17 protein-coding genes and 1 tRNA gene are annotated in these 17,651 nt (G+C 68.2%); 11 read left to right on the top strand and 7 right to left on the bottom strand.

All coding sequences use genetic code 11. The features are described 5' to 3' along the window. Positions 1-91: 91 nt before the first annotated feature. Genes J2Y69_RS03395 through J2Y69_RS03385 form a run of 3 tightly spaced genes read left to right on the top strand, consistent with a single transcriptional unit; the run spans position 92 to position 3,261 of the window. Positions 92-2,164 carry an MDR family MFS transporter gene (locus tag J2Y69_RS03395; RefSeq protein ID WP_310017542.1) on the top strand — a complete coding sequence of 691 codons (2,073 nt, stop codon included), beginning with the start codon at positions 92-94 and terminating at the stop codon, positions 2,162-2,164. 48 nt (positions 2,165-2,212) lie between these two features. Continuing rightward, the gene (locus J2Y69_RS03390) at positions 2,213-2,842 is read left to right on the top strand and encodes a TetR/AcrR family transcriptional regulator (protein ID WP_310017540.1); all 630 of its coding nucleotides are present in this window, start codon (positions 2,213-2,215) and stop codon (positions 2,840-2,842) included. Continuing rightward, positions 2,839-3,261, top strand: a complete 423-nt coding sequence (locus tag J2Y69_RS03385) for a hypothetical protein (protein ID WP_310017538.1) — start codon at positions 2,839-2,841, stop codon at positions 3,259-3,261. Before J2Y69_RS03390 ends, J2Y69_RS03385 begins: the two co-directional genes overlap by 4 nt. On the opposite strand, the gene J2Y69_RS03380 is transcribed toward J2Y69_RS03385, so the two are convergent. Further along, the gene (locus tag J2Y69_RS03380) at positions 3,245-3,541 is read right to left on the bottom strand and encodes a hypothetical protein (protein ID WP_310017536.1); all 297 of its coding nucleotides are present in this window, start codon (positions 3,539-3,541) and stop codon (positions 3,245-3,247) included. The two genes, J2Y69_RS03385 and J2Y69_RS03380, sit on opposite strands and share 17 nt — an antisense overlap. A gap of 283 nt (positions 3,542-3,824) precedes the next feature. Between J2Y69_RS03380 and J2Y69_RS03375 the strand changes: the two genes are divergently transcribed. Beyond that, a complete protein-coding gene (locus tag J2Y69_RS03375; protein ID WP_310017533.1) occupies positions 3,825-3,959 on the top strand; it encodes a hypothetical protein in 135 nt (44 codons plus the stop codon). A 210-nt stretch (positions 3,960-4,169) separates the two neighbouring features. Further along, a complete protein-coding gene (locus tag J2Y69_RS03370; protein ID WP_310017531.1) occupies positions 4,170-4,574 on the top strand; it encodes a hypothetical protein in 405 nt (134 codons plus the stop codon). Positions 4,575-5,511: 937 nt separating this feature from the next. Here J2Y69_RS03370 and J2Y69_RS03365 read toward each other — a convergent pair. Beyond that, entirely contained in the window at positions 5,512-5,919 is a 408-nt protein-coding gene (locus J2Y69_RS03365) for a hypothetical protein (protein WP_310017529.1), read from the bottom strand. A gap of 386 nt (positions 5,920-6,305) precedes the next feature. On the opposite strand from J2Y69_RS03365, the gene J2Y69_RS03360 reads away from it, so the two are divergent. Together J2Y69_RS03360 and J2Y69_RS03355 are read left to right on the top strand one after the other, a co-directional pair. Continuing rightward, positions 6,306-7,709, top strand: a complete 1,404-nt coding sequence (locus tag J2Y69_RS03360; protein WP_310017527.1) for an MFS transporter — start codon at positions 6,306-6,308, stop codon at positions 7,707-7,709. A 157-nt stretch (positions 7,710-7,866) separates the two neighbouring features. Next, positions 7,867-8,850 (top strand): endonuclease/exonuclease/phosphatase family protein, encoded by a 984-nt coding sequence (locus J2Y69_RS03355; RefSeq protein WP_310017525.1) that lies wholly within the window; start codon positions 7,867-7,869, stop codon positions 8,848-8,850. Here the strand turns inward: J2Y69_RS03355 and J2Y69_RS03350 are convergent. Further along, positions 8,814-10,169, bottom strand: coding sequence for an acyltransferase family protein (locus J2Y69_RS03350; RefSeq protein WP_310017523.1), 1,356 nt, complete (start codon positions 10,167-10,169; stop codon positions 8,814-8,816). The genes J2Y69_RS03355 and J2Y69_RS03350 overlap by 37 nt on opposite strands. 140 nt (positions 10,170-10,309) lie before the next feature. Here J2Y69_RS03350 and J2Y69_RS03345 point away from each other — a divergent pair, with 140 nt between their 5' ends. Further along, positions 10,310-11,191: an alpha/beta fold hydrolase gene (locus J2Y69_RS03345; RefSeq protein WP_310017521.1), complete on the top strand. Its 882-nt coding sequence runs from the start codon at positions 10,310-10,312 to the stop codon at positions 11,189-11,191. Between the two features lie 55 nt (positions 11,192-11,246). Then, positions 11,247-11,320: transfer RNA gene (locus J2Y69_RS03340), tRNA-Ile, on the top strand. 28 nt (positions 11,321-11,348) lie between these two features. Here J2Y69_RS03340 and J2Y69_RS03335 read toward each other — a convergent pair. Next, entirely contained in the window at positions 11,349-11,879 is a 531-nt protein-coding gene (locus J2Y69_RS03335) for a gamma carbonic anhydrase family protein (protein ID WP_310017519.1), read from the bottom strand. A gap of 9 nt (positions 11,880-11,888) precedes the next feature. Continuing rightward, positions 11,889-14,006, bottom strand: a complete 2,118-nt coding sequence (locus J2Y69_RS03330) for an acyltransferase family protein (protein WP_310017517.1) — start codon at positions 14,004-14,006, stop codon at positions 11,889-11,891. A 188-nt stretch (positions 14,007-14,194) separates the two neighbouring features. Between J2Y69_RS03330 and J2Y69_RS03325 the strand changes: the two genes are divergently transcribed. Continuing rightward, on the top strand, positions 14,195-14,680 hold the full coding sequence (locus J2Y69_RS03325; RefSeq protein WP_310017515.1) for a Dps family protein: 486 nt from the start codon (positions 14,195-14,197) through the stop codon (positions 14,678-14,680). Positions 14,681-14,710: 30 nt separating this feature from the next. Here the strand turns inward: J2Y69_RS03325 and J2Y69_RS03320 are convergent, their stop codons facing one another. After that, positions 14,711-15,382 (bottom strand): response regulator transcription factor, encoded by a 672-nt coding sequence (locus J2Y69_RS03320; RefSeq protein ID WP_310017513.1) that lies wholly within the window; start codon positions 15,380-15,382, stop codon positions 14,711-14,713. Between the two features lie 225 nt (positions 15,383-15,607). Here J2Y69_RS03320 and J2Y69_RS03315 point away from each other — a divergent pair, with 225 nt between their 5' ends. Further along, positions 15,608-15,853, top strand: coding sequence for a hypothetical protein (locus tag J2Y69_RS03315; RefSeq protein WP_310017511.1), 246 nt, complete (start codon positions 15,608-15,610; stop codon positions 15,851-15,853). Positions 15,854-16,225: 372 nt separating this feature from the next. Here the strand turns inward: J2Y69_RS03315 and J2Y69_RS03310 are convergent, their stop codons facing one another. Then, on the bottom strand, positions 16,226-17,605 hold the full coding sequence (locus J2Y69_RS03310) for a sensor histidine kinase (RefSeq protein ID WP_310017509.1): 1,380 nt from the start codon (positions 17,603-17,605) through the stop codon (positions 16,226-16,228). Positions 17,606-17,651 lie beyond the last annotated feature (46 nt).

The following is a 17,651-nucleotide window of genomic DNA, read 5'->3' as shown; positions in this document are numbered from 1 at the left end:
AAAACATTGTCGCCAACGTCGGCGCTCGAGCCGATCAGATCGACGACGAGCGCATCGGCGCTGCCCGCCCGCTTCCGCCAGAAGGACTCGAATGTCCAGCGCTACCGCCGCTCCCGTGACCGCACCGGTCTCGGGCGGATCGTCGCCGATCATGACGCATCGGCAGATCCTCTTCGTCATCTACGGCCTCATGGCCGGCATGTTCCTCTCCTCGCTCGACCAGACGATCGTCGGCACCGCGATCCGCACGATCGGGGACGATCTGCACGGGCTCGACCAGCAGGCCTGGGTGACCACGGCGTACCTGATCACCTCCACGATCACCGTGCCGATCTACGGGAAGCTGTCCGACATCTTCGGCCGCCGACCGCTCTTCCTCTTCGGCATCACGGTGTTCATCCTCGGATCGCTCCTGTCGACCTTCTCGACCTCGATGCTGATGCTCGCCGGCTTCCGCGCCTTCCAGGGCATCGGTGCGGGCGCACTGATGTCGCTGCCCCTGGCGATCATGGGAGACATCCTGGCGCCGCGTGAGCGCGCGAAGTACCAGGGCTACTTCTTCGCCGTCTTCGGCGTCTCCACGGTCATCGGCCCGCTCGTGGGCGGTCTGTTCGCGGGCGCTGATCAGATCCTCTGGATCGAGGGCTGGCGCTGGGTCTTCCTGATCAACGTCCCCGTCGGCCTCATCGCCCTCGCGATGGTGATCGTCTTCCTGCACCTGCCGAAGGTCGCCAAGCATCAGAACCCCCGGATCGACTGGTGGGGCGCGACGGCCGTGATCGTCGCCCTCGTCCCCCTGCTGCTCGTGGCTGAGCAGGGACGCATCTGGGGCTGGACCTCCGTCGCCGCCATCTCCTGCTATGTGATCGGCGCGGTCGGCGCGGTGGCCTTCGTGCTGATCGAGATCGCCATGAAGGACGATGCGATCATCCCGATCAAGCTCTTCCGCTCCGGCACCTTCTCGATGGCGACGGTCATCGGCGTGCTCGTCGGCTTCGGCATGTTCGGCGCGATGATGACCATCCCGCTCTACCTGCAGATCGTCGTCGGCCTCAGTCCGACCGAGTCCGGCTTCGCATCGATCCCGATGGTGATCGGTCTCATGATCGCCGCCATGGGGTCGGGAACGATCACCGCACGGACCGGCCACTACCGGATCTTCCCCGTCACCGGAACCCTGCTCACCGCGGTCGGCTTCCTGATCCTTACCTTCATGACCCTCGACAAGCCGCTGTGGTTCATGATGATCGGGATGTTCGTCGTCGGCCTCGGCCTCGGCCAGCTCATGCAGACGCTGGTCCTGGCCAGCCAGAACTCGGTGGCTCCCACCGAGATGGGCGTTGCGTCGAGCGCTGCGACCTTCTTCCGTCAGATCGGTGGAACCCTGGGCACGGCGATCATGCTGTCCGTCCTCTTCACCGTGCTGCCGACGAACATCGTGCACAGCATGGCCGACAAGCCCACGCTGACCGCGGCGCTCGACGCAGCGCTCGACCCGGCCGTCGCCGAGGCGCCGGCGAACACCGCGATCATGAAGCAGCTCTGGAACCCGGTCGTGGAGCCCATCCAGTCGAACATCCAGAAGCAGCTCGACGACGGGACGGCGCAGGCCAAGACCGCCGCCGCCCAGGCTGTGACCGAGAAGGTCACCTCCGCCGTGCAGACTCAGGTCTCCGCGGGAACGATCCCTGCGGCGGCAGCACAGACCGTGATCGATCAGCAGGTGGCGGCGGCGACGCCCGCCGCCGAGGCCGCGGCGCTCCAGGCCGTCGCCGACAAGGCGCATGCGAGCGTCGTCGACGGCGCGGTGCGGGTCGACTGGTCCGATGAGGCGCAGCGCTCCTCCTGGGTCGATCAGCTCGCGCCGGAGCTGACCAAGCAGGTCCAGGACGGCGATTCGCAGAGCTCGGGCGTCTCCAGCGATGCGACGAGCGACACGTCCTTCCTCACCGGCGCCGACACCAGGCTGTCCAAGCCGTTCATGCTCGGATTCACCTCGTCGGCGACGACGATCTACTGGATCGGCTTCGGCGTGATCCTGATCGCCTTCGTCCTGAGCTGGTTCTTCAAGGTTCCGCCGCTGCGCCGCACCTCGGCGCTCCAGGAGCAGGCGGACAGCGCGGGCATCAGCGAGACCGGTACGATCCGTACCCAGCAGGCCTAAACCGGTGTCGGGGCGGGTGCGCCCGCCCCGACACCCCAGAGGAGACCGATGAGCAGCATCGAGCCGGACGATCCCCCTCGCCCTGGCCGCAATGAAGGACGCCGCGAGCGCAAGAAGACGCTCACCCGGCGGGCGATCCACGAGGCGGCCCTGCGCTTCGTCGAGCAGCAGGGCCTGGACGGCACCACCGTGGAGCAGATCTGCGAGGCGGTGGACATCTCACCGCGCACCTTCTTCAACTACTTCCCCTCGAAGTCGGCGGCGGCACTGAACCTGCCGGAGTCCGTGGTGTCGGAGGAGGGCTCCGCCGTATTCCACGCGGCTCAGGGGGACCTCGTCCCCGCGCTGTGCGAGCTGATCGGCTCCTCGATGGACTACGGCACCGAGCGGCGGCGCATGAAGGAGCTCCTAATGCGTCGCCCCGAGCTGCTGCCGGCCTTCGCGCAGTGGATGGGAGCCGTCCGCGGGCAGTACGTCACCCTCGCCGAGGAGCGGACCGACACCGCTGACGCCGAGGCCGCGGTCGCTCTCACGATGGCCGCGATGAGCATGGTCGTGCACGATCCGATCGAGGTCGAGCACCCGGGCGCGGAACGCCTGCTCGACGCCGTCGACCGGCTCGTCGCCGCTCGGCAGACGCCGATGCGCACCGTCGTCGAGAACCGACCGGCCACATGACGAGCAGCCCCCTTCGCCCCGCCCCGTCCGGACGGGCAGCGATGGGCGGACGGAGACGGCCGTGGCGGGATCACCTCCCCCTCGCATTCCTGAGCGTCGCCGCCGGAGCAGTCGCCAACTCGTACGTGCTCAACACGGTTCCCGCCTCCGTCTCCACGGAGGCGGGACTCCACGACGTCAGCTTCGGTTGGCCGCTCCCCTGGGTCGCACAGGATCACTCCGGCACCGGCTACATGGACTTTCCCGTCACGATCGGCTTCGTCTCGTACAAGTACGGGCCTGAGATCCCGACGAGCTACGACTGGCTCGCCTTCACCGCAGACGCCGCAGCCATCGCTCTGATCGCTTTCCCCGTGCTGACGGTCTTGCTCCGATTGATCGTCCGCAGGCGTGCCGCGCGTCTCAAGGAACGGTCGTGACCGCCGCGCGGTAGTAGACGCCACGGACGAACGCGAGCGGCTCCGCGAGCCGAAGCCCGCTGGTTCGCAGGGCGCCTTCGACAGCCCGCGCGACGTCGAGAGACCCCTGCGCGTCGTGGACCGTGAGCGCAGCGACACTGTCCGGGCGCTGCGCCCCCTGCCGATAGAGGTGCAGCTCGTAGGCGCCGGGTTTTCGCGAGGCGATCGCCGCCTGGGGCGGTCGTACGACGAACACCTCGTCGATCTCCTCCACGTCCTGCGATGTCGTCAGAAATTCCATCTCGTCACCTCCGCTGATCTCAGCCCGCCCTCCTATGTCGAAGAGCAGTGCATGTTCGCGAGCGTACGCCTCGCACTCGGCTCCCGACCGCCGATGGGCACAAGAGCCAGGTGATGCACACGGGCCGGAAACACGGACGACATGCGGGTGACCGCCTATGTAGAAAGTCATAGGCGCTGGTGACGCCGGGAACCGCGTGATTCCGCGGCTCAGCGCAGATCGGCGTCCACCCTCCGCCTCAGCCCCGCACCATCTGGAATCCGGTTCGATCGAGTACGAGGCGATGCTGGACGACGTCGTCCCCCTGGACGAGGAGCTGGCCGCGGCCTTGCGCGCCCCGGGTCCCCGCAGGTCCACGCTCAGGACCATCGTCGACGTCGCCGGTACAGGCGCGTCCGCACCGGCCTCGGCTCCTTGACCGCACACACCGTGTTCCCGTCCCCCAAACGACCTACAGACAGCAACGGTTCTAGGGCGCACAGTCGAAGAGCGGGCTGAATCCGAGTCGGCGCTCAGAGATTCTGTCTGGATCCGGTGGTGCGCATTGGGTCAGGTCGTCAATTCTGCTTCTCGTGTTACGGGTGTTGCAGATCATGGAGATATCCCTCACGGGACGAAAGGGCGGATCATGACGAAGGTGTCGAAGATCGTAGGTCTCAGCATTGCGGTCGCGTCGCTCGCGGCGCTGGCGTCCTGTTCAGCTTCGGAACCGTTTGGAGATGTTCCGCAAGCAGCCCTTCCCTCATCGGTGGGCAGCGACTGGGAAGCCCCTGTCAAGGATTCGCTGCGCCTCTTGGGAGAGGATTCGTCTGGAGTGTCCTACTACGTCGGGCGATGGGGGGAAAGTCAGGCGGAGAAGTTCTGCTTGGTGATCGTGAAGACAAATGACTTCAGTCGCTCATGCAGTGAGACTCTCCCCATCACCGGAGAACTCACGGGCACTCGGGCAACGCTGAGCAGTGGGGACGTCGCCTCTCCGACACCGGACGGGTCTGAACTGGTGGGGAAGTACCTCGTGGTGGCGCGCGTCTAGCGGTGAACTGTGATGGCAGTGCCGCTCGTTCCGATGTGGTGAGCGCTTGCAGTCCGTAGTCGTCAGCGGATGGGACGTCCTCCGCTGTTGCGACGCTAGACAGCCCGATCCCTGCAGTTCCAACAGCGGCCAGAACAGCGGCCACGCTGAGAGCTCGACGACCTGATTCGCCGCGCTTGGCGATACCGCGAGTATTCTTCTGCCACCCTTGGCGATACCGCGAGTATTCTTCTGCCACCAGAAGCAATCAAGGACGCTAACTTGCTTGTCCTCAACTCACCCTTGTGAAACGCATAACCTCGGTCGCGCCATCCTCTGCGCGCTCGCGGTCACGGTAATCGCGCAGGTCGATGTCAGGCACCTGTGCTGTCTGCAGGCGCCAGCACAAGATGTGAGCAAGATGCTCCACTTCGGCAACTCGCCCCCTTCAAGTGCATCCTGCGGGCCGCATTGGTCTGCCCGATCATGCGTACAAGCTCTCGGGGCAGAGGAGACAGGAACGGGGTCATTGGCGGCATGCGTACCCGCCCCGCCACAAGACCGCCCGCGATAAGCGCTGTCCCGAGAATGCCGGTGAGATAGCGCTCCGCGCCTATCCCTCATCGCCGCTCTACCGCATCACAGTGATAGCCACACGATGCCAGTCTGACCAGCTCCGCCCGACCTCTAAGTCGACACCTCTGGGAGCCCGGGCGGATTCCGGACCGCCCTCGCCGCACTCCGACTCGGGGGACGGTGCTGACGGTCTCGATGACACAGGAGCCGTTCCCGCTCCTTCTTCGCGATCTGATCACCCGGGAGCAGACGATCCGCGCCTCGGTCGCCCGACAGGATCTCACCATAGCCAGAGACTTTCTGGAGTCCGGATCGATCGAGCACGAGGCGATGCTGGATATCACCGCCCCGCAGACCGGAGCACTGACGTCTCCTCAGCGCATCACCGGGATTGAAGGACGACTTCACCGCCCTCGTCGAGACGCACCGGTATGCCGTCGATCAGCAGGATCCGAGCCTTGTCGCCAGCGCTGAGCGTGTCCGATGTGAACACCGTCAGCCCGTCCGCCGTGGCATGCACCTCCACGCTGTTGATCGTCTCGACCCCGAGGGCGACCCGCGCATCCGCGCCGGCCTCGGAGAGCTCCTGCGCAAGCGTGTTCAGCCTCTGCGGATCGACGTTCTCCGGGACAGCCTGGGCCCGATGCACAGCCTTCGACAAGACCTCAGGAGCAGGAGAGGCAGGTACGGGGTCATCGGCGGCATACGCGCCCGACGCCGCCACAAGACCACCCGCGATCAACGCCGCACTGAGAGCGCCGATCAGATAGCGCTCGTGCCTCTTCTTCATCGCCGCTCTCCCGCCCCACAGTGATAGCCACACGATACCAGTCGGACCACCGCGCTGCGGTTTCCTGACCCACGCTGCGGTTCCCTGACCCACGCTGCGTTTTCCTGATCCACCATCGCGCTCGCGCTGCTGATCCCCGCTCACGCTGTCGAAAACTGTGCAGCGCAGGCGAACTACAGCAGCGCGACAGGAAAGGACAGCGCCAGAAAGAGCAGCGCGAGCGGAGCGGAGCAGCGGCGCGCAACGCAAGCGCAACGCAAACGCAGCGCGAGCAGCGCGAGCGACGCCCGCTCTCCCAACCCCGAACGGGAATACCCCCCTGGGGTATCTGTTACCTTCTCTTCAGAGGGATGTCGACCGCGACGTCCCCGATCGAGAGGATGACCGTGTCCACCCAGATCCGCAGCGACCGCGCCGAAGGGCGCGAGCGCGCACCCCGTAAGGGGCTGGCACTCGCATTGATCGCCGCCGCCCAGTTCGTCGTCATCATGGACACGTCGATCATCGGCGTGGCCCTGCCGGACATCCGGCAGGACGTCGGCTTCAGCGCCGACGCTCTCTCCTGGGTGTTCAACGCCTACGTCATCGCCTTCGGCGGCCTCCTCCTGCTCGGCGGGCGGCTCGCCGACCTCTTCGGTGCACGACGGATGTTCGTGACCGGATGGATCATCCTGCTCGTGGGATCCGTCGCGGCCGGCCTCGCGACGACGCCGGGCGTGGAGATCGCCGCCCGCGCATTCCAGGGCGCCGGCGCCGCGCTCATCGCCCCGGCGGCGCTCACCCTCCTGATGTCGACCTTCGGCGGGACCGCCTCGCTCCCCCGCGCCTTCGCCGTCTACGGCGCCGCCGCACCGATCGGTGGCACCGCCGGCGTCTTCCTCGGCGGAGTCCTCACCGAGTACCTCGGCTGGCCCTGGGTGTTCTACGTCACGGTGCCGATCGCGATCGTGATCCTCGCGCTGGTGCCCCGCGCATTCTCCGAGACCCCGCGCGCGACCGGACGCATCGACGTCTTCGGCGCGGTCACGGGGACGGCCGGCCTGGCACTCGCCGTCTTCGGGATCGTGCGGGCACCGGAAGCGGGCTGGCTCGACCCGAGCACGCTCCTCCCCCTCGCGCTGGGCCTGGTTCTCGTGATCGCCTTCGTCGTTCGCCAGTTCCGTGCGGCCGAGCCGCTGCTGCGCCCCGGCCTCCTGCGCACCCCGCTCCTCGGCGGCGCGAACATCGCCCAGCTGCTCCTCGGGGCGGCCTGGATCCCGATGTGGTTCTTCCTGAACCTCTACCTGCAGAACGTGCTCGGCGCCTCGGCGTTCGCGGCGGGCGCGGCCCTGATCCCGATGACCGCGTTGATCGTCTTCGGCATGACCGCGATCGCCCCTCGCCTTGCCGCGCGATGGGGAACGCTCCCGATGGTCGCGATCGGATTCACGCTGCTGGCCGGCGGGATGCTGTGGCTCTCCTTCGCCCGCCCCGGCGGCACCTACGTGGTCGACGTCCTGCCCGCGACCCTCGTCGCCGCGACCGGCATGGCGTTCGCGTTCGTCCCGTCGCTGAGCACCGCGATCGCCAGCGCGCCGATCGCGGAATCGGGTGTCGCCTCGGGGCTGGTCAACACCAGCTACCAGGTCGGCTCGGCCCTCGGTCTCGCCGCCCTCACGGCCGTCTCCTCGACGATCGGCGCTGCAGGCGGGGACGCCGCCGGGTATGCGTCGGCGTTCCTCGGAGCGGCGGGAGTCGCCGTCGTGGGCGCGGTCGTCGCCGTGCTCACACTCCGCACCCGACGCGCCTGACCCGCACGCCGCATGCCGGGGCCGCTCGTTCGAGAGAGCGGCCCCGGCGTAGACCCGGCGTACACATCCGCACCGGTGTCACCCGCTCCGGGGCGATCGTCCATCCACGGCGTGCAAGGATCACCCAAGACCAAGACCGGACACCCGAGGAGGCCCGATGCCGGAGCGAAGCCGTCACCGTCGCGCGTTCGCCGTGACGCTGATCGTCGGCGCACCCGTTGCCGTGCTCCTCGTGTGGCCTCAGGCCTTCGGCGCTCAGACGATGCCGGGGATCGCCCAGGCGGTCGCGTTCCGCGCGGGCCTGGCCATCGCGCTCTTCGTCGTCGCGGTGCTCTGGGCGGCCATCGCCCTCATCGGGAGAAGGCGGCATGTCCTCTCCGGGATCGCCGCCGGACTCGCCGTCATGCTCGGCGCGGCGAGCATCGGCAACGGGGCGACCCTGTTCATTCGCGGCGCCGCGGGCTCGACGCCGGAGGGCGAACTCGTCGTGGCCGCCTGGAACACTCTTGGCGGGGCGGCATCACCCGAGTCGATCGCGCGTCTCGTCCTCGAGAGCGGCGCCGATGTGGTGAGCCTTCCCGAGACCGATGCGGCGGCTACCGCCGAGGTCGTGCGGCTGCTGTCCCTGGAAGGGCGTGAGATGGCACCGGGGACAGTCGGCTCCTCGATTCCGACCTCGGTCCTCATCTCCGAGCGGCTCGGCGAGTACCGGCTGGACCGGGATGCCGGCTCGACACCCGGACTGCCGAGCGCGGTCTGGCGACCGGTCGACGGCACGGGGCCGGCCATCGTCACCGCGCACCCGCTGCCCCCGCTCCCCGACTCGATGGCCGAATGGCGCACGGGACTGCGGTGGTCCGTCGCGCAGTGCGATGACCCTGAGACGATCGTCGCGGGCGACCTGAACGCGACCGTCGATCATCTGTCCGCGCTCCTCGGCGGTTGCCGAGACGCGGCGAGCGAGGTGGGGACCGCCGCGGTAGGAACCTGGCCGACGTCTGCCCCGACCTGGCTCTCCTCACCGATCGATCACGTCCTGGTCGGCTCCGCATGGACCGTGCGCGGCGTCGAGGTCCTCACATCCTTCGACGACGCGGGAAGCGATCACCGCCCTGTCGTCGCCGTCCTCGAGTCACGCTGACGAGAACGAAAGGTCGTCGATGGCCGGTATGCGCCGACCAGCACCAGCGACAGGATGGACGTGATCAGCGCGCATGCGGCGAGCACGAGATGCAGGCCGTAGGCGGTGATCGCCAGGATCGGCAGGACGAACAGGATCACGGCGAGCGCCGTCGTCCCCCGGGACGGCTGCCGCCCCATCCTCGGGGCCTTCTCGAACCGCACCAGCCACAGCGAGAGCACCCACACCGCGGCGAGGACGACGAGCAGGAACGGCACCCTTGTCCACCACCAGACCGCGCTTCCCGGAGCCGGCATCGGAATCGGCAGGAGGAGCTGCACACCGATCAGCACCATGATCATCGGCAGGTGCCACAGGTAGACGGTCATCAGCCGCGACCCGATCAGCAGCACCGCGCCCTGGGCCGCGCGGGTCCGCATGAGTGCGGTGAGCGGACGGTGCAGCAGCGTCAGCGCGGCGGCCTGCACCACGGCGAGGATCGCCAGCGGCGTCGTCGGCGGCCACTGGTTGCTCAGCATGTTCCAGGAGTATCCCCCGAGCGACACGAGCCCCCAGATGACCAGGTAACCGGCGACGATCAGACCGAGCAGCTGCCACGCGCGGCGACGGGAGAACCAACCATCGAACAGGAAGAAGCCGATCTGCTGCGCGAACAGCCAGACGAACGCCACATTCGGGATCCCGAACAGCTCGCTGCCGAATCCATAGGTCCCCGGCGGGACGTGCCCGATGCCCAGCAGCCCGTCGGCGACGAGGAAGCGCAGGGCATCCGTGGCGAGGGCGCCGGCCAGCAGCACCGCGGGAACCCAGGCTCCGTATCGGGCGTGCAGGCCGATCATCCAGGGCGCGAACGCCTGGACGAGCAGGTAGGCGGCGAGGAACCACAGCGGTGACCCGACGCCGATCGCGATGGTGTCGACCAGGGCGGGATCGATCCCGAGCAGCCGCGTGGCCCCCAGGGCGACGGTGAAGAACACGAACACCGGGATGGCCGGCCGGGCGAGCCGCGCGAGCCGGAGACGGACGAAGCCGACCGCGTTCTCCCCACGACGCTCCGCGGAGCGCCAGCCCGCCCTGGCCGCGAACCCGCCGACGACGAAGAACAGCGGCATGATGTTCAGGATCCAGCTCACCGCGTCGAACCAGCTCTGGCCTTCCACGGTGCGCTCGATGAGGAGACTGCCGTCGGGACGACGTCCGACACCGGTGAACAGGATGTGCACGAACACGACCAGGACCACGCAGGCGACCCTGGTCAGATCGAGCGTCAGGTCCCGCCCTTCGGGGACGACGCGGGCGGGTGCGGCAGCGCTGCTCATGACGTCGAGATTAGCGGTGATGGCGTCGACGGCGCGGGATGCCGGAGGCAGGGGGCCACGCCTCCCCATTGAATGCCGGCCCCTCATCGGTTAACCTACAACCTATTGGTTGCATAAACAGCGCTGAGAGGACGACGCACATGACCGAGGACACCACCGCACCCGCCGTCATCACCCGTACCGTGGGAGAGGGAGACGACGCGATCACCTACGACGTCCGCGGAGACCTCGCTGCGGCAACGCCGGATCGTCCGGCGCTGTTCCTCTTCGGCGCCCCGATGGATGCGAGCGGTTTCGAGATCCTCGCCGGGCACTTCACCGACCGCCCCGTGGTGACCTATGACCCGCGCGGCGCCGGCCGCAACCCGGTGGGGACGAGCCCCATCAGCGCCGAGCAGCACGCCGATGACCTGCACCGGGTCATCGCGGCCCTCGACGCCGGCCCCGTCGATGCGTTCGGCAGCAGCGGTGGCGGCGTGAGCCTCCTCGCCCTCCTCGCCGCGCATCCGGGCGAGGTGCGGCACGCCGTCGTGCACGAGCCGGCGACCGCGGCGCTGCTCCCCGACCGGGATCGGGTGCTCGCCGTCGTCGATGACATGAAGCGAACCTATGCCGAGAAGGGACAGGGGCCGGCGTTGGCCGCCTTCATCCAGTTCGTGATGCTCGACGGCCCGGTCCCGGACGGCTACCTCGACGGCCCCGCCCCGGATCCGGCGATGTTCGGGCTTCCTACCGAGGATGACGGAAGCCGCACCGACCCGCTGTTCCGCAACATGCCCGGCATCCTCGCCTACGCACCCGACGTCGATGCGCTCCGGGCACTCGGCGGGCGGCTCTCGATCGCCGCCGGGGTGGAGTCCGGCGACACGATGCCGGCACGGGCGGCTCGCGCGGTCGCCGCCGCCGTCGGGATCCCGGCGACGGAGTTCCCCAGCAACCACGGCGGCTTCACCGAGCAGCCCGGCTACCCCAGCGACCCGGCCGGCATCGCCCACCGTCTCCGTGAGCTCCTCTCCGACTGAGCGCCTCACCGGCCGTCACGGAGCGCTCGCACGGTACCGGTATGCTCGGAGACCCGGGGCGGTGGCCAAGCTGGTGAAGGCAGTGGGCTCATAACCCAACGATCGCGGGTTCAAGTCCCGCCCGCCCCACCGAGACACGGCGACCCAGGGAAACGGGTCAGCGAGCTTCGGCGTCGCGATGCGTCTGCGTGTGACGGCGGTAGACCTGGGCGTTCTCGCGGAGGCCGGCCCGTTCCTCGTCGGCCAGCGGACGACGCACCTTCGCAGGCACCCCGGCGACGAGCGAGCCGTCGGGGACCACGGTACCCGACAGCACCACCGCTCCCCCGGCGACGAGGCACTCCGATCCGATGATCGCGCCGGACAGCACCACGGCGCCCATTCCGATCAGCGAGCCGTCGCCGATCGTGCAGCCGTGCACGACGGCGTTATGGCCGATCGAGACGTCGTCCCCGATCACCACCGGATGTCCGCGATCGACGTGGACGGACACGTTGTCCTGCACATTGCTGCCCGCGCCTATCGTGATCGCGTCGGAGTCCGCGCGCAGCACCGCGTTGTACCAGACGCTGCTGCCCTCGCCGAGGGAGACCGCACCGACGATGCGCGCGCCTGCGGCGAGGAAGGCGGAAGGGTCGACACTCGGCACGAGACCGGGAAGGGACAGGATCGAGGCGTCGTCGCTCATGCTCCGACCCTATCCGCGCACGCCCTTGGCCATCGCCTCTTCCAGCGCCGCGGTGTACTGCGGCGCGAGCGAGTCGGCGAAGGTGACGGTGAGGTGGTCCTGGTCGCGGTAGATGTTCGCACCGCCGACGACGCTGCGGCACACCTCCTCGTCGCAGAAGACGTTCGTGAAGTCGAGGAGCGTGACGCCGTCCTGCCCCTCCGCCGCAGCCCGCAGCGGATCGTTCTCGGTCAGCAGGTCCGCACGCGGACCGTCGCACGAGCTCGCGTCCCTCGTCCGCAGGCACTTGTTCGGATCCGTCTCCCAGACCGGGTTGTCGACGACGGTCACGACCGGAGTCCCCTTGGCCGTCATCGTGCTCCACGCCTCGCGGTAGCCGGAGACGGCGGCGTCATGGACGGAGTCGAAGCCCGATCCGTCGAAAGGGGTCGTGGAGAGCGCCGCGGTGAAGACGACGTCGAAGTCCTGTGCCGCGATCTTCTCCGACACCCCGGCGCGCCAGTCCGCACAGGCCGCGCCGAACGCCCCGCCCGTGGACAGCGGCGTCGTGCTCCACGGACAGGCGCCCTTGAAGTAGGTGGTGAGATGCCACCCCTCGCGCTCCGCGATGCCCTGGAACGTCGTGAGCAGCTGATAGGCGTGGCTGTCGCCGATCAACGCGACCCGGGGGGCGTCCTTCTCGGTGGAGCCGAACTCGCACGACTCCGGGCGCGCGTCGTTCAGCTGCACGAAGCACTGCGGCTCCTCGGGTCGGTCGACGCCGGCGAATCCCGGAGCGGGCAGGATCGTGTCGGCTTCCTTCCCCGCACAGGAGGAGTCCAGGACCGCTGCCGCGCCGAAGCACGACGGCGGATTCTCACGGAGCTCCTGGATCGCCTGAACGCCCTGCTGATAGGCCGGGGCGTTCACGGCCCAGCCCGCACCTGCCGTGCCGGCGACGATCGCCATCGCACCGAGGGCTGCCCAGAGCGAGACCCGGGGGCGACGAGCGGTCAACGGCTTCCACGTCCGGATTGGATCCTCCACGAAGCGCTTCGTCAGCCAGGCGAGGACGAAGCAGATGGCCAGCAGCGCGACCCGGTGGTAGATCGACAGCCCCCAGAACGGCACGGAGGGCGCGATGATGATCAGCGGCCAGTGCCAGAGGTACAGGCTGTAGGAGATGTCGCCCGTGAAGCGCATCGGACGGATCGCGAGGATCCGCGTGGGGTACCACCAGCGGTCCGTGTTGGACGCGGCGATCACCGCCGCGGCGCCGAGGGTGGGGATCGCCGCCATGTATCCCGGGAAGGGCGTCTGCCCGTCGAAGCGGAAGGCGGTGTACAGCAGCGCGATGATGCCGCCCCATCCGAGGATGAAGCTGACGACCGCGTTGCGCACGCGGAGCACCGGGACCAACGCGATCAGCGCACCGACGCCGAACTGCCACATCCGGCCGAACGTGACGAAGTAGGCGGGCGCGGGGTTTGTGATCGTGAAGACCACGCAGAAGACGAAGGATGCGACCGACACGACGCCGATGGCGATGGCAGCCGCCCGCAGCCGCGCACCGCGGAACCACTTCACGGCGATCCATGCCGCCAGCAGCATGATCAATGGCCAGAGGACGTAGAACTGCTCCTCCAGCGACAGCGACCAGTAGTGCTGGACCGTGGTCGGGCTGCCGGAGTGCCCGAGATAGTCGGCGGAGTTCAGGGCGAGGAACCAGTTCTCGACATAGAAGGTCGATGCCACGATCTCGCGCAGCTCGTTCGGCAGCGCCGAGGTCGGCATGAGATAGGGGGACGCCGCCACGATCGCGCAGAACAGGAGGACGAGGAGCGAGGCGGGTAGCAGACGCCGCGCACGCCGCGCCCAGAACTGTCCGAGACGAACCGTGCCTGTCGAGACGAGCTCACGAGCGAGGTGCGAGGTGATCAGGAAGCCGGAGATGACGAAGAAGACGTCGACGCCGACGTAGCCGCCGGAGAGCCGGCCCGGCCAGAAGTGGTAGAGGACGACCAGGAGGACGGCGATCGCGCGCAGCCCCTGGACGTGCGGGATGAACCGCGACGATGCCGCGTGCTCGGGGGGACGGGAACGGGATCGCCGGAGGTCGACGCGGGGGGATTCACCTGCTGTGGCCACCTGACGACGGTAGCGTGGATCGCCTCCGAGACCGTCCCGGCGCGCAGCACTGTCCGCGATCGGAGTGAGGCGAGCCTTCCCGAAGTGGCTTCTGATCAGCGACTTAGCAATGCCTCAGCTTGCTTGCGGAAGATCCTGGGCTGAGTAGCGTTGTACCTGTCAGACGCAGAGACCGATCGAGGAGAACCATGAGCAAGGCAGAGACCATCACCACCACCGCCAGTGACCCGACCGTCGCCGCGGCAGCCGCCCAGTTCCTCACGCCCGTCGTCCTGGGCCTGCAGGCGCTCACCGTGAACGGCAAGCAGGCGCACTGGCACGTTCGCGGCGCCAACTTCGTCGGAGTCCACGAGCTGCTCGACACGATCGTGGACCACGCCGGCGACTTCGCCGACACCGCCGCGGAGCGCATCGTCGCCCTCGGCCTCCCCATCGACGCCCGCGTCTCGGCCGTCGCCGAGAAGGCCGGCACCACCAACGTCCCCGCGGGCTTCACGAAGTCGGACGAGCTCGTCCGCGACGTGATCGCCGACATCGACGCGATCCTCGTTGACGTGAAGGCCGCTGTCGACGGCCTCGACGAGATCGACCTCACCAGCCAGGACGTCGCGATCGAGATCGCCCGGGGTCTTGAGAAGGACCGCTGGTTCCTCGTCTCGCACGTCGCCGCCTGACACTCGGCACAGCACGGCGCCCGCACCTGATCAGGTGCGGGCGCCGTGCTGCAGATAGGCGAGGACGGCGAGCACCCGACGGTGATCGGTGCCCGAGTCCTCCAGCCCGAGCTTCGCGAAGATCGCGCTGACGTTCTTCTCCACCGCGCCGACGCCGATGAAGAGGCGTTCGGCGATCGATCCGTTGCTGCGCCCCTCGGCCATCGCCTCGAGCACGTCACGCTCGCGAGGCGTGAGCGTCCCGACCGGATCGGGCCCGGCCGAGACGAGCTGTTGCACGACGAGCGGATCCAACACGGTCCCGCCCTCGTCGATCCGGCGCACCGCCTCGGAGAGCTCCGCGAGCGAGGTCACCCGATCCTTGAGCAGGTAGCCCGCCTTGCCCGTCCCCGCCCCGAGCAGCTCGCGTGCGTAGACGCCCTCCACATACTGGCTGAGCACGAGGATGCCGACGTCCGGCAGTTCCGCCCGGATCCGGAGCGCCGCACGAACGCCCTCGTCGCGGAACGCCGGCGGCATCCGCACGTCCAGGACCGCGACCTGCGCACGCGAGTCGCGCACACGCGCCACGACATCCTCGACGTCCCCGTGCGCGCCGACGGTCTCGAACCCGGCCTCGTCGAACAGCCGGATTAGCCCTTCACGGAGGAGCAGGGAGTCCTCGAACAGGATCACGCGCAGCGGCACAGCGGGGACGGTCACCTATTCAGGATAAAGCGGTTCGTACGCCGGAGAAGGACGGGGAACCGTAGATACTGGTCGAAGATCCTTATCCCGTTGGCGCGCAACCTACAGGATGACCTACTCGGATAGCCGTTCGATACTGAAAGCAACGATTGCAGAGTCCGTCGCGCAAGGCGCGGGGGTAACCCCCAGAGATCCGAACCTGTCGATACGCACCATATCGCCCGCGGAGAGGAGAACACCTTGAAGATCAATCTTCCCATCGGGCTTAAGAGTGCTGCCGTAGGGAAGGACTATGATCTCCGGCTCTTCGAGACGCGCTTCCAACCCGAGGCAGCCATCGTCAAGAACTGTAAGCTCGCCCTCGAGAGGACCCACCTGCGACCAGAACGTCGGCTCGAAGGTCAAAGAGAAAAACGTGAGCCGATCAGTCTGCTGCAATTTCATGCGATCGACGGTCGAGACTCTTACTTCTGGGTCCCCTGGTGACGAATCTGCCGAACCAGTAGTACATCCGGTGCTGACGAGCACCGAGCCAAGAACGACGGCCAGGATAGCGTGACGAGCTTTGTTCGCGCGTTGCATTTACGAAACCGTAAGTCCGCCAGGAAACTCATCCGAGCGATCGGGCAGACTCGCTGGGTTCTGCGCCTGTGCGATGCTACCTATGGGCATCATAAAAACGGCAAACAAAGCCGCTGCCCCCATCGCCATCCGACCCACTGACCTCATACGACCCGCCCCAGTCCTGAACGATCTTTTTTAATTAGTACCACGGCTTCCCGTCTTCAGCGCCGTCTCGTACGAGGGAACCCGTAGGAGGAGAACTGGCCGACCGGCTCGGATGAACGCCTCCGCCCCTCAGGCGGCGGCGGGCACCCGCACCGTGATCGCCGTCGGACCGCCCTCCGGGCTGTCGATCCGGATGCTCCCCCGCAGCCCCTGGACGCGGCCGCGAAGACCTTCCAACCCGTGGCCGGCCTGGAATCCCGCACCGCCGCGGCCGTCGTCGTGCACCGTCACCAGCACATCCGCCCCCGCCCTGGCCGCAGTGAGCGAGACGGCGCCCGCACCGGAGTGCTTCGCGGCGTTGGTGAGCAGCTCCGCGACGATGAAGTACAGGTTGCGCGCGGTCTCGGGTGAGAGGGTGGCGCCGATCTCCGGATCGACGGATGCCGACACCGGCAGCGGGCTGGCCGCTCCCAGCGCCCGCAGGGACTCGACGATCCCGCGATCCTGCAGAAGGGGCGGTGCGACGCCTCCGGCCAGAGCCCGCAACTCGTCCAACGCGGCCTGCGCGTGCCCTCGTGACTCCTGGGCGAGCTGGGTCGCGGCCTCGAGGTCGCCGGCGGCGGCGCGGCGCTCGATCGTGGCGAGATCCATCTGCAACCGGACCAGGCGCTGCTGGGGTCCGTCGTGGATGTCGCGCTCGAGCCGCCGCAGCGCGGCGTCCTCGGCGCGGATCGCCGCTCCGCGAGAGGCGTCCAGCTCGGCGACCTGGGCACCGAGATCATCGGCCTCCCAGCGCCCGAGCATTCCTGCCGCCGCCGCGTGGTGGAGGAACAGGAGACCTCGAAGGACCAGTGGGAGCGTCAGCAGGAACACGATCCCCACGGCGAGGTAGAGCATCGACGCCCACAGGTACGGGTCGGGATCGGGATCGATGCCGCCGAACACGTGCTCCACGGCCCAGTCGACCCAGATCTGCTCCGACCGGGAGTTCGGGATGAATCGCGACCAGAACCAGTACGTCGGCCCGCCGAGTGCGAGCACGATCCAGGAGGTGGAGACCCCGAACGTGAAGATCGCGATCACCGGACGCACGATCGTCCCCGAGAGGAGCGCCATCCAGTAGTGGCCGTTGCGCATGGGGCGGGTGAGCCGGGACCAGCGTCCCTCCCCCACGCTCCCGCGCTCCCAGTCCGGCGCAGGGAAGGACGGAACCCCACCGAGACGCTGCAGGGCGATGTCCGCGACCGCGAAGCCGCGGGCGATGAAGAGCGCGGCGACGATGAGCGGCACGCCGACCACCAGCACGAGAGAGCCGACGCCGACGAGGAACACCGACCAGGTCAACGCCATCCCGAGGATCGCGGTCGGGATCGAGAGGAGGACGAGGTAGAGCGCCGTCCCCGGCGCCCAGCGCCAGGCCTGTGCGTAGCCACGGCGCCGCGGGGTCGCGTCGCCCTCCGTGCGGGTGGGTCGGGAAACGGCGCCGAAGGACGTGCTCGACGAGGACAAAGGGGCCTCCTGGGGTGAGGGCGGGACGGACGCATGCTCCCGCGTC

The organism is Microbacterium resistens, from assembly GCF_031456305.1.
Taxonomy (GTDB): Bacteria; Actinomycetota; Actinomycetes; order Actinomycetales; family Microbacteriaceae; genus Microbacterium; species Microbacterium resistens_A.
This window is presented reverse-complemented; position numbering and strand designations above follow the sequence as displayed.

Coding starts and splice junctions, on each gene's coding strand:
- J2Y69_RS03395 (WP_310017542.1), top strand. CDS start 92: ATGTCCAGCGCTACCGCCGCTCCCGTGACCGCACCGGTCTCGGGCGGA.
- J2Y69_RS03390 (WP_310017540.1), top strand. CDS start 2,213: ATGAGCAGCATCGAGCCGGACGATCCCCCTCGCCCTGGCCGCAATGAA.
- J2Y69_RS03385 (WP_310017538.1), top strand. CDS start 2,839: ATGACGAGCAGCCCCCTTCGCCCCGCCCCGTCCGGACGGGCAGCGATG.
- J2Y69_RS03380 (WP_310017536.1), bottom strand. CDS start 3,541: ATGGAATTTCTGACGACATCGCAGGACGTGGAGGAGATCGACGAGGTG.
- J2Y69_RS03375 (WP_310017533.1), top strand. CDS start 3,825: ATGCTGGACGACGTCGTCCCCCTGGACGAGGAGCTGGCCGCGGCCTTG.
- J2Y69_RS03370 (WP_310017531.1), top strand. CDS start 4,170: ATGACGAAGGTGTCGAAGATCGTAGGTCTCAGCATTGCGGTCGCGTCG.
- J2Y69_RS03365 (WP_310017529.1), bottom strand. CDS start 5,919: ATGAAGAAGAGGCACGAGCGCTATCTGATCGGCGCTCTCAGTGCGGCG.
- J2Y69_RS03355 (WP_310017525.1), top strand. CDS start 7,867: ATGCCGGAGCGAAGCCGTCACCGTCGCGCGTTCGCCGTGACGCTGATC.
- J2Y69_RS03350 (WP_310017523.1), bottom strand. CDS start 10,169: ATGAGCAGCGCTGCCGCACCCGCCCGCGTCGTCCCCGAAGGGCGGGAC.
- J2Y69_RS03345 (WP_310017521.1), top strand. CDS start 10,310: ATGACCGAGGACACCACCGCACCCGCCGTCATCACCCGTACCGTGGGA.
- J2Y69_RS03335 (WP_310017519.1), bottom strand. CDS start 11,879: ATGAGCGACGACGCCTCGATCCTGTCCCTTCCCGGTCTCGTGCCGAGT.
- J2Y69_RS03325 (WP_310017515.1), top strand. CDS start 14,195: ATGAGCAAGGCAGAGACCATCACCACCACCGCCAGTGACCCGACCGTC.